Raw genomic sequence first — 11,868 nt, 5'->3', positions numbered from 1 at the left:
TTTAATAAAAAACTGTAAACAAATACATATACAGTATTTGTTTACAGTTTTTTCAATGCTTCACTTGTAATACTAAATTAATACTTAAGCATAATTTAATATGAACTCTTTTAACTTTCTTTGGTGGTAATGGATTATCAAAATAGTACCCTTTACTTCTTTGTATACTCCCAGATAAAATTTTATATTTTAAACTCTTTAATAACTTCATTAAGCTTCTCTGCAAGCTCTGCTTGACTTCGTGCAGTTACTGCTACTTGCTCTATAGCTCTTGTTGTTTCATACATACCTTCTTTTATTGTAACCGCTTCTTCACTAGATTTTTGTGAAGCTTCAGCCATATTTCGAATTGCTTCACTTACTTGTCCAACTGTTGCTGTAACTTCTTCTGACATAGCAGCTACTTCTTCTGACATTTTGCTTACAAAATCTGAATTATTATAATACTGATTACCTGTTTTTCCATAGGCATCTAATTGTTCCTGAACCTTTGTATTTATAAACTCTAATATGGCACTACCTGTATCAATACTACTTTTAAATGCATTTTGAACTTTACCTATAGTGTCTTGAATATTTATTACTGCCTCTGAGGATTGTTCTGCAAGTTTCCTTACTTCCTCAGCTACCACTGCGAATCCTCGACCTTGCTCTCCAGCCCTGGCTGCTTCTATTGCTGCATTTAGTGCAAGTAGATTAGTTTGCTGTGCTATACTTCCAATAGTATCTGCCATAATCTTTATGCTGTCTACTACTTTCCCATCTTCTATTGCCTTTTCCATATTCTTTTGTTTTATATCATATAAATTCTTTGTTTCTGCTATAGCCTTTTCGCTATTATTTTTAACTTCAGTAGCTCTTCCTTTAAACTCATTCGCATTATTACTTCCTTCCATAGCTTTTGAAGATAATACATTTATACTTGAATCTACCTCCTGAAATGATGCACTTATTTCCTCTATCGTAGCACTTGACTCTTGCATTCCAGCAGCTATATTATTTACTGCTTCATCAATTATTTCTGTTTTTGAGGATATCTCTTCAACTATAGCTGAAAGTTCTTCTGAAGACACATTCATATCTTGTGAATTTTCCATTATTAATTTAACTAAGTTACTTACATTTTCTTGTGCAGCATTTAAAGCTAACCCGGTCTGCCCAAATTCATCTTTTCTTGTAATAACAATTGGAACTGAAAAATCATAATTTGATAATCTCTCAGCTAACCCTTTTATCTTTATTAGTGGGGTTACTATATTTTTACCTAAAATATATCCCATAAATAATATAATTAAAAATACTAGTATTGTATAAATTATTGTTTTGTATCTAACCTTATTAAACTCTGCTTCATTATTTAGATTAGTTTGTTCAGCATATTCTAGATTTATTTCAATACATCTTTCTATTTTTTCAAATGTATCGATTCTTAATGGTTCTACTTCTGAATTGTAAAGCTTAACTGCTTCATCATAATTATTAGCTTTTACAAACTCAATAACCTCATTTCTTTTCTCTCTATATTTTGATAAGTTCTGTTGATACCCTTCATAAAGTTCTTCCTCTTCTTGTGATATTTCCGGTAATTCATCATACTCATATTGTAATGTTATATCTTCATTTGTTAAATCATCTATAGCCTTTATTTGTTTATCTAATTTTGACCTATCTCTTTCAAAAAGAATTTTAGTCATATTAGTTGTAATTTCATTTATATTTCCTCTTATTCCTTCTAGATCCTTAATTGACACTAAATTATTGCTATACATTTCATTTGCATTTTCGTTTATAGTTTCAGAACTCAATATTCCATTTACACCTATCACGACTATAAAAATGCATATTATTAAAAATATTGATATAAGTTTTTTCTTAACCCCTAAATTAATAAAAAGTTTCATACTAACACACGCTTTCTTTTTTATTATAATTTCTTGTCACTTATTTTTTCCTTATATACTCCTCATAATTTAAATACAATTACTCTGTAATCTAATCCCACCAATTCTATATTTTACTATCAATTTACACTATTTTCAATATAAACATATATTTTATACCTTTGTATTTTTCTCTACTTTCTACCTTAATTATAATAAATAAACTTTTTTATAATATTAAACATTCAATATAATTATACAAATAAATTCTACTATTAAAATGTAACATCCCTCAAACCCGTATGAACAGAACAACTATTTAAATAGTTATATATTTTTATAGTTTTATATTTGTATATTTAAATAGCTTCCTAGGTATATATTTATATATAAAAAAGATTGGTTCAAATAATTATCTGAACCAATCCTTTTTTATAATAGAGTTCAAGTTCTGCTCTCACAGAGTCTGACCCTATTTTCTTTTTAGATAATAGAATATTGGAAGGCCAGCAAGAGCTATACCAATTCCTATTATGGAGTTCAAAGGTGCAGATATAATAGTACTATATAGTATATAAATTCCTCCCAATATTCCTACCATTGGAATAAATGGATAAAGAGGAACTTTATATGGTCTTTTATCTGCAGGTATTTTTTTTCTAAGTCTAAATATACCAAAGACACCCATGACAAAGAATATCCATAAAACAAATATTAATAAGTCCGTAAGAGTATTAAATGTTCCCGAAAAAATATAAATAGTGGCTAATACCCCTTCAAGAATTAATGCATTAGTAGGAGTTCCAAATTTTTTGTGTATTTTACCTAGTTGAATTGAGTACGGCAATTGCTTTCTCTGCCCCATAGCCAATGGTACTCTAGCACCTGTTAATAGATATCCATTCATAGCTCCAAATACAGATACTATAATTCCTGCTGTTATAAACGCAGCACCACCATTCCCAAATAGAGCAATCGCTACATCTGATGCTGGTGTTGTTGAAGCAACTATATTTTCAATAGGAATTACATTAACCATAGCTATACTTATTAGTGCATATACAAATATGACCGATGTAACTCCAAAAATAATTGCCTTAGGCATTTCCTTTTCAGGATTTTTTAATTCACCTGCTATATTTGTAACACCTATCCATCCATCATAAGCCCATAAGGTACCTAATACTGCAGCTCCAAAACCAGCTCCTTCAGTCATAACGGTAACGGAGCGAAAATCATGAGTTTTACCACTGATTAAACCAAATATAATAATAGCAACTATTGGAACAAGCTTACCCACAGTTGAAATAGTTTGAATTACTCCCCCATATTTAGTACTAATTATATTCATGATTATTACAAATACCAAGATTCCCACTGCTAGTAGTTTTTGCTCCATATCATTCATTGGAATAAAAAATGTAGCGTAAGTGGAAAAAGCTATTGCTAAAGCTGCTCCTGATGCCGGATACGATATCACTGTTTGCACCCATCCTAATAGAAATCCCCAGACTTCTCCATATAGCTCCTCAAGATAAACGTATAATCCTCCAGTTTTAGGTATAGATGAAGCTATCTCTGCAATGGTAAGAGCCGATGCTAAAGTTATGATACCTCCTACTATCCAAGCCACTATACCCATTATAGGAGAACCCGCATCATTAAATACAATTCCTGGTTTTAGGAATATTCCAGAGCCTATTATCATTCCAACTACTATTGCAATGGCTTCAATAAATGTCACTGATTTCTTTAGTGTTTTCTGTGTCATAATTTCCTCCTTAATAGCTTTTTATAAATTTATTATTTCTTCCAATTTGTTTTTTATGCTTAAGCCTTAACCGTATAAATAGCTGTACTCCCATAGAAAATCAAATTTTTAACATCTAAATTTCTTGTGTAATTTCACAAAATGTTTTCCTTTTATATTAATTTTAAAATTTAAAATATTTACCTTCTATTTTAGAATTTTTTTTCTAATTAGTCTAGTATAAAACCACTTAAGTAAATAAAATTTTATATAAAAATCCTTAGTAATAATTTTTTATTAAAATGAATAATATAAGTTTTTTTTGCTAATGATAAGTTAGGTAGGAGGTGATATACCATGGAAAATAACAATAATCAAAATAACAAAAATAACAAAAATAACAAAGATTGCAAAAACAATAATAATAACAAAAACAATAATAGTAACAAAAACAATAAAAACAACAATAATAACAACTAGAATTTTACAGACACAACTTATAGAAGCAAAAACTGCTTCTAATCGTAAGAAAGTGGCAATAAAATCAGTATTCACTGGCTTTATTGCCACTTTTATGGTAATAAGATCAAGAAAAAGTTGTTCAGTCTTAAAAGAATGTGTTACTTAAACTGGTTTTAGTTAATCTTCTGATTTATAAACCACTTCACCATCAATTATAGTATACATAGTTTTTGTAAATACCTCCATTGGATTACCATCAAAAATTGCAATATCAGCATCCTTCCCCACTTCAAGGCTTCCAACTCTATGTGATACATTACATATTTCAGCTGCATTTATTGTAATTGCTTTGAGCCCTTCCTCTATACCTAATCCTTCTCTTGCTGCAAACCCAGCACAAATTGCCAAATCCTGTATTCTTGTAACAGGATGATCAGTAGTAATAGCTACCTTTACACCTGCTTTATGCAGTATTCCTGCTGTTTTAAAATCCATGTTTTGTGTCTCTATTTTATTTCGTACTGATAGTGTTGGTCCAATTATAGCCGGAAATCCTGATTCCTTTATCTCTTCTGCAATTAAATGTCCTTCCGTACAATGATCAAGAGTCATTTTTAATCCGAATTGTTTAGCTATGCGGATTGCAGTTAGAATATCATCTGCTCTATGTACATGTGCTTTTAAAGGTATTTTTTTATCAAATACAGGTAGCCAACATTCTTTTCTAAATTCTTCATTAAAATTATTGTCTTCATTACCTGATTTTTGGGAGTTTTTCTTATTTTTATAATATTGCTGAGCTTCAAATAATTCTTCTCGTAAAAGAGCAGCTATTGACATACGTGTTGTTGGCATCTTATCTTTATCATTATAATTTGATTTTGGATTTTCTCCAAATGCAACCTTCATTGCAGCAGGTTCAAGAACAACCATATTATCTATTACTCTGCCATAAGTTTTAATAAAGACAAACTGTCCGCCTACCACATTTGAACTTCCTGGTCCAACCATTACCCCAGTAATTCCTGCACTCAATGCCTGATGGAAAGTAGAATCCATAGGATTAATGGCATCTAGGGCTTTTAGGTAAGGAGTAACTGGCTCAGTCATTTCGTTGCAATCATTTCCTTCAAAACCTTTCCTTTCCTCTTGAATTCCAATATGGCTATGAGCTTCTATTATTCCAGGCATAACTAAACAATTGCTTGCATCAATTACTTCAGATATATCATTGTTATCTTCATCAATATATTCTCCCACTTCTATAATTTTTTTTCCGTCAATTAAGATACATCCCTTATCATAATCTACGCCAGACATAGTTAATATTTTTCCATTTTTAATTAATACCATAATCTTCTCCTTTATAAAATAGACTATTTAGGCATCTGAACTTTTTATTAAATAGCTATAGTTTCACCTTAAGCCAATTACATATTATCATCACTTTATTTTCTATCTAAGTACTTATATTTTGTAGGATTTAAAATAATTATTCATAATATTACATAGTTGTGTATTTTTTAAAAATTTCCTCTAAATACTGAATATTAAAACCACTTAAAGTGAGCAAAAGCTGAGAAGGAATATAAAATAGCCATATTAAAAAACCCAGAAAAAATTTTATGTTACCTTCTTCTAATATATTGTAAAGTCCTACACTTAAATCGCACATGAAAAATAAAAACATCCCTAAAGCAATTATCCATGAACTTCTTTTAGGATATTTACCTCTGGCTATGGTACTTACTGCACAGTAAAGACTAGTAGTTAATAAAGAAGCATATATAAGTGCTGAAATAATTAAATCTTTTTCTATTGATGTTATTTTTATTCTTAATGAGACCGTTAAGGCTATGGTTAATGACACTATAAAAAATATTAAATTCTTGTGTTTTTTATTTTCCATAAAGCTATGCCTTATTATGTAAGTTATTTGAACTAAAGAAAAGAAAAAAATCCCCACGATATAATTACCGGAAATTGCAAGAAAATAATCTGCAATTAAAGTAAAGAACCGAGCAAGCTGAACTAAAACTTTATCCTTTTCACTATATCCATGAGATTTAATTAATAAAGATATGATAAAGCAAAGTACTATAGTTAAATATTTTAATCTTACTGAATAGACATTTCTTAAATCTTTAGATACAAAATCAATGCATAAAAAAATCAAGTAAATTATAATTATTATCATAGAACTAATTTTTATAAAATTTTTCTTACTTATAAACTTATCCATCTATATCACCCAAGTATATTTATTCCCATTAACTACGATTTATATTATTTATATAAAACTCTCTCTTTGAATTTAAAATCTCACTTATTTTATACGAAATACTAGTAAAATTTAGTTTAAGTCCATATAAACTCAGACGTAGTTAAAATATTTATGAATACCTTATAATAAAAAACTACACACCCCAACTTCATATGAGAATGTGTAGTTTTAGAACCACAATATGTATTTATATATCCTTATGATGCTTGTTCCATAGCTTCATCATCAAGTTTCTTTTCTTTCTTTTTTTCAAGCACTCCAAATATTTTTGATCCTATATACCCTGCTGATATCCCTCCTATTGCTGAACATATAAGTGCTAATATAACATTTATAGGATTATTGAAGGCAAAAGGAGCTAATAATCCTGGAATTGGTGATGCTGTTCCAGGTGCATTATTTATTATTCCAAAGTAAGCTGCTCCTATACCTGCTAAGCCTCCACCAAAAAAGTTAGAACAATAAATAGGAACAGGATTTTTAGTTATTATATCTGCTTGTGTCAATGGTTCTAACATAACAGCTATCACATTACTTGCATTTCCAAGTTTTAATTTTTTGAATATTATTCCATTAGTGAAAGATCCTCCTACACATGCTATTGATGCTATCCCCATTGCTAAGCCTTGTAATCCTAACATAGCTGTTATTGCCATAGAACTTAGGGGAGATGTACAAATCATTTTCATTATTCCACCAAGTAAGAATCCCATTACAAGGGGAGATTGTACTGATGCTACTGATATCATATTACCTATATTAAGCAATGTAGCATCAACAACTGGATTTATCATCATAGCCAAAAATCTAGCAAATGGTGCTATTAATATTGCTCCTATAACTATATCTAACCCTTCTGGCAACTTTTTTTCTAATATTGGTGCTACTAACCCTATTATATATCCTGCAAAAAAACCAGGAAGTATACCATATCCACCTAATGCTACTCCTCCCACTACTGCATAAACTGGATTAACTCCCATTGAAATAGGAACTAAAATTGCCGCTGCAACTCCTCCCATTGTTCCAGATATTGTTCCAACTTCGCTCAAAAATCTAAGACCTAAGAAATCTCCGTTTATATACTTATGAATTGCTTCTACTAAAAATGTTGCTACTGCTGCATTAGCTAAGCCAGACATAGCTTTACTACCTTTAGGAGCTTTCATACTAAAAAATGAAAAAAATACTAGAGTTACTAATAATAATCCAATACCAGTAATAACATTTAACAAAATATCACGTCCTTTCAAAACCTTCTTCATAATTTTTAGAATTTTCTAATTCCAGTTTAAACCCGCTGTTTTTAAAAGTTTCAGAAAGTTTCGAAAAATAATATTTGCTTTGTTACTCTTTATCTGATTTCTATTTAATCTAATACTTTAGAATCTATAATCTGGAGATAATAATCTCTTTACCTATTTATTCCTTGAATTAACTTTTTATAAATAATTAATTAAATTTAATTATTTTTCTTTATCACAATATAGTATTAATCCTTCTAAGAATTTTTTTACATTTACCTTCCCGCCTTCATTTCTCTTACCTCTAATAAAATCCATCTGTCTCTTTATCTCTTCAAAATTATATAAGCTAGTAGAGTATTCTAAAAATGTTTCATTCATATAATCTTCTATTCCTAAGTTAGCTAAACTTTTCATTCCAATTAACGCTGTTCTTCTAATTCTTTGCTCTATAGATTTATAATTTTTATTAAACATAGTTAACAATTCTTTTAATGTAAATTCCTCTAAATTTAGATCTTCTTTTATTGAATACAACAATATATTTTTAATATCCTTACATCCCACTTCACCTATAATACCTATTCTTTTCATCACGTAATTAATATTTTTTTCACTATTTTTTATTTTATTTTTAGTATCTACATCCTCACAAGACTCCAAGTTATTAATGTTAAATACTTCCTCTATTTTACTTAACTTTTGTTCAACCTTAATTTTATCACTAACTTTTTTTATAACATTTTCTACTTCAATAGCATTTATAGGCTTATTAATATAAAATTCCACACCATTTTCATAAGCTTTCCCTATAATATCTTTAGTGACAACTTGAGAAATCATAATAAACTTTGATTTAACAAAATTCTTTTTGCAATGGTTTACTACGGTTATTCCATCTCTTAAAGGCATTAATAAATCAACTAAAACTATTTCTGGGTTTATTTTTAATATTTGTTTTTCACCTTCCATGGGGTTTGTACAAATTTCAACAACTTTGCCTAATTGTCTATCTTCTATAATTAGCTTTAGAATTATACCAATATTAATATCATCCTCTACAATTATTATATCCATCATTAAAATTCTCCAACTCCTTTTGAGGTATGTATATGGTAAATTTAGTTCCTTGATTTTCCTTTGATTCCACCTCAATAAAACCACTTAAACTCTTATATGTTAATTCTCTAACTATACTTAAACCTAGTCCCCTATTTATATTACCTGTTTTATAATTTATCTTAGTAGAAAAACCCGGCGAAAATATATATTTTATTTCACTTTCTTTTATACCCATCCCATCATCTTCAACAGTAAATATATAGTACGGAATATCTTTTATCCGGTGTTCATATTGATGCACATAAATATTCCCCTTATCTTTAATTGCATCAATAGAATTCATTATTAAATTTCTTAAAATTGACATAATACAATAGTGATTTCTTGTATAAATATCCTTTTTGTATTTTAAAAATATCTTAACCTTTTTATTGTCTCTATTTATTTGTACTTTTAAAGAGTTTTGAAATATATCATATATTTCACTTAAATAAAGTCCTTTATCTTCTTTAGTATTCTCTAATACCTCTTCAAGTCCTCTTAATGCTAAGAGATTATCTTTCTTTATTTCATGAATATTCTTCGCTATATCTAAGGATTCTTCTGCCCATGCGTTACTATCTATATTAGTACTTATATTAGTGTATAAATTATATGCATCACCCATTAATTTCTCAGTACTTTTCATGCTTTTTTCCATCCAATATATCTCAGTTTTTAATTTGGATGTAGTATATAATAGCCTTTTATATCTATTTTCATGTTCTTTCCTTAATATAAATATTTTATATTTTGCTGTAATATTAAGATAAATCCATATAATTAAGGATCTTAATAGTGCAATTAAAATTAATCCTAATATTAATTCTGCATTAATTTTTTCTGCATTTATGAAATATCTAAATAATATTTCTATAAAGTTCCCTAAAAAATCGGCACCTAGACATATTATAAATATTTTAGTTATTTTCTTATCATACATCTTACTTGTAAATAATTTAAAAATTGCGAAATATGTAAGGTAAAAAAATATCTCTGGGAAAAAAATTTTCATTCCATTACTTAAAGCCTCTAATTCTAACCTAAAACTAAAAAAATAGGTGCAAACTCTTATAAAGTAAACAGACATGGCAGATAAAAATCCAACTTTTATTATATTAATGTTTTCTAATATATAGAAACATATTGGTAATATTATAATTGCTAAAGATATTCTAAAGTTCGACATTACTGGTTCAAAAAACACTTGTGATAATAATCCTATTATCATTGATATTAATATTGAATTTTCATAAGAATTATCCTTTATATTATAATTTAAATTCATAATGTCCCCTTAAATATTTAACTTTTTATTACCTAAATAATTATATCCTACTACAATTATAACATCATCTGTAATAAATAAATTAATTTATTATATAAATAAGCAACCTTCCCCACAGACCTATGCCTTATATGTAGCTTATGCTCGTCGAATCAGAGTTTTGCCACCGGCTTCATTTAAATTTTACATCACCGTGAACACCCTTTGATTAAACTATGCACTTGGCACTATCAACTCGCGTTCTGAACTTCCACTCGTTAGATTATACCCATGTAGGGTGCACTTAAAAAAGCTTATTCCTGTACAATACAGAAATAAGCTTTTAGATGCATAGTCTTTTTCACAATGTCCTTCAAATAGATTCCACTTTACTTCCCTACTGGCTCTTCATACTATAATATTCAACTCCTAATTTTTATCCTGAATAAATTATATGTGCTTAGATATTTTCTTCAATTAAAGATGCTGCTTCTGTCTTTCCTTCAAGAATATAATAAAAAGGAAAAGCAAATTGAAGATATTTAAATACCCAATTATTATTTTCTTTAATAAGTACACCCTCTAGTCTAAATGGCCAGACATATTCTTCACCTTTAGCATTTTCCTTGAAGGTTTCAGCAATTCTTCTTCTAATGTTAAAAAGCTTTTCTTTATCATCTAAGTTATTATTAAATATATCCTTTATTGTATTTACAGTATTTTCAAAGAACTCTTCTTCTGAAATAACTTTTTTCATAGTACCACTTATTACTATCCAAGCTGTATCCTCATTAAAATCAACTATTGAATTTTCACTGTCTAATCTCATTTCATCATAGCATTCTCTTTGATTCTCTATTAACTTCTTAATTTCATCTTTACTAGTGAATATATCTTTATCTGTATTTGCAACAAGTATATTATTAGAAGAAAAATATTTATCGACTATTAAATCGATTTCCATATTCTCATCTAAATAATCACTATTAAAGTATTTCATTAAATCTATGATTTTATTTTTCATTAACTTATTTTTATGATAAGCTTCTTCTAGTTCTTTTATTTTCTTATTAACCTCACACCTATCACAACTATCATCATCTCCCCTTACCTCTGGTAGATATCCAACTACAGGGAAAGAAAATTGCATGTGCTTTATAATCCATCTATTTTCTTTTTTTGTTAAAATGAAGGAAATACGTATATCCCATAGGTAATCTCTTTCTATACTATCCCTCTGATTTAATAAGTGGGATAAAGTCCAATTTATTTCTGTTAATTTAACCTTATTAGGTTTTTTACTATCATCAGAACTTTCATCAAAATACTCTTTAATGTATCCTAAATAGCGTGTATATGTGTCACTTCTACTGTTAAAAGAATACTTAACTGTACCTGGAGTATAAATTATAGCTGTATTATCTAGTTCTATTATAGTAGCCTCATCAGCCTTAACTCTTAAATCACCCCAATATTCCCAGTCACTTAAAAATATATCCTTAACCTCCTCATATCCTATACACCACTCGCCATCACAAGTACCTACTACAGTTACGCTTTCATCCTTATCAAATAGTTTATCCATAAAGCTATCTATTTCATTAATATCCCTTTTTATATAGGCTTCATTAAATACATTTAATATTTCCTTCAATTCATTATTTACTTGATTTTTCATATACTCATACCCCTTATCCTATTTTTTTAATTTTGACTATCTAATTTAAAGGGTTATATGTTTTACCTCTTCAACTAAATTAAAAAAGGCTGTAATAAAGCAACGCCTTATTACAACCAAAAATATCTACAATATTTTACACAACAAAATAAGTATACTAAATAAAGTGTAAAAAAAGATTTTAATTTTAGTTCTATAAACT

At 28.4% G+C, this 11,868-nt stretch carries 9 protein-coding genes; 1 reads left to right on the top strand and 8 read right to left on the bottom strand.

The features are described 5' to 3' along the window. Positions 1 to 182 precede the first annotated feature (182 nt). On the bottom strand, positions 183 to 1,901 hold the full coding sequence (locus ABDZ93_RS09570) for a methyl-accepting chemotaxis protein (RefSeq protein ID WP_343825825.1): 1,719 nt from the start codon (positions 1,899 to 1,901) through the stop codon (positions 183 to 185). A 451-nt stretch (positions 1,902 to 2,352) separates the two neighbouring features. Then, the gene (locus ABDZ93_RS09565; RefSeq protein ID WP_343825823.1) at positions 2,353 to 3,651 is read right to left on the bottom strand and encodes an APC family permease; all 1,299 of its coding nucleotides are present in this window, start codon (positions 3,649 to 3,651) and stop codon (positions 2,353 to 2,355) included. Between the two features lie 336 nt (positions 3,652 to 3,987). Between ABDZ93_RS09565 and ABDZ93_RS09560 the strand changes: the two genes are divergently transcribed. Next, positions 3,988 to 4,110: a hypothetical protein gene (locus ABDZ93_RS09560; protein WP_343825821.1), complete on the top strand. Its 123-nt coding sequence runs from the start codon at positions 3,988 to 3,990 to the stop codon at positions 4,108 to 4,110. 159 nt (positions 4,111 to 4,269) lie between these two features. On the opposite strand, the gene ABDZ93_RS09555 is transcribed toward ABDZ93_RS09560, so the two are convergent. From ABDZ93_RS09555 to ABDZ93_RS09530, 6 genes are all read right to left on the bottom strand, one after another. After that, the gene (locus ABDZ93_RS09555) at positions 4,270 to 5,445 is read right to left on the bottom strand and encodes an amidohydrolase (RefSeq protein WP_343825819.1); all 1,176 of its coding nucleotides are present in this window, start codon (positions 5,443 to 5,445) and stop codon (positions 4,270 to 4,272) included. A 151-nt stretch (positions 5,446 to 5,596) separates the two neighbouring features. Then, on the bottom strand, positions 5,597 to 6,334 hold the full coding sequence (locus ABDZ93_RS09550; RefSeq protein ID WP_343825818.1) for a lysoplasmalogenase family protein: 738 nt from the start codon (positions 6,332 to 6,334) through the stop codon (positions 5,597 to 5,599). Between the two features lie 239 nt (positions 6,335 to 6,573). Continuing rightward, positions 6,574 to 7,641, bottom strand: coding sequence for a PTS sugar transporter subunit IIC (locus tag ABDZ93_RS09545; protein ID WP_343825817.1), 1,068 nt, complete (start codon positions 7,639 to 7,641; stop codon positions 6,574 to 6,576). Positions 7,642 to 7,842: 201 nt separating this feature from the next. Beyond that, positions 7,843 to 8,700, bottom strand: a complete 858-nt coding sequence (locus ABDZ93_RS09540; protein WP_343825815.1) for a response regulator — start codon at positions 8,698 to 8,700, stop codon at positions 7,843 to 7,845. Next, positions 8,672 to 10,009 carry an ATP-binding protein gene (locus ABDZ93_RS09535; RefSeq protein ID WP_343825813.1) on the bottom strand — a complete coding sequence of 446 codons (1,338 nt, stop codon included), beginning with the start codon at positions 10,007 to 10,009 and terminating at the stop codon, positions 8,672 to 8,674. Before ABDZ93_RS09535 ends, ABDZ93_RS09540 begins: the two co-directional genes overlap by 29 nt. 439 nt (positions 10,010 to 10,448) lie before the next feature. Further along, positions 10,449 to 11,666: a nuclear transport factor 2 family protein gene (locus ABDZ93_RS09530; RefSeq protein ID WP_343825811.1), complete on the bottom strand. Its 1,218-nt coding sequence runs from the start codon at positions 11,664 to 11,666 to the stop codon at positions 10,449 to 10,451. Between the last annotated feature and the right edge of the window lie 202 nt (positions 11,667 to 11,868).

Source organism: Clostridium subterminale, from assembly GCF_039521425.1.
Classification (GTDB): Bacteria; Bacillota; Clostridia; order Clostridiales; family Clostridiaceae; genus Clostridium_J; species Clostridium_J subterminale.
Note: the sequence above shows the minus strand (reverse complement) of the source record. Positions and strands in the feature narration are given on the sequence as shown.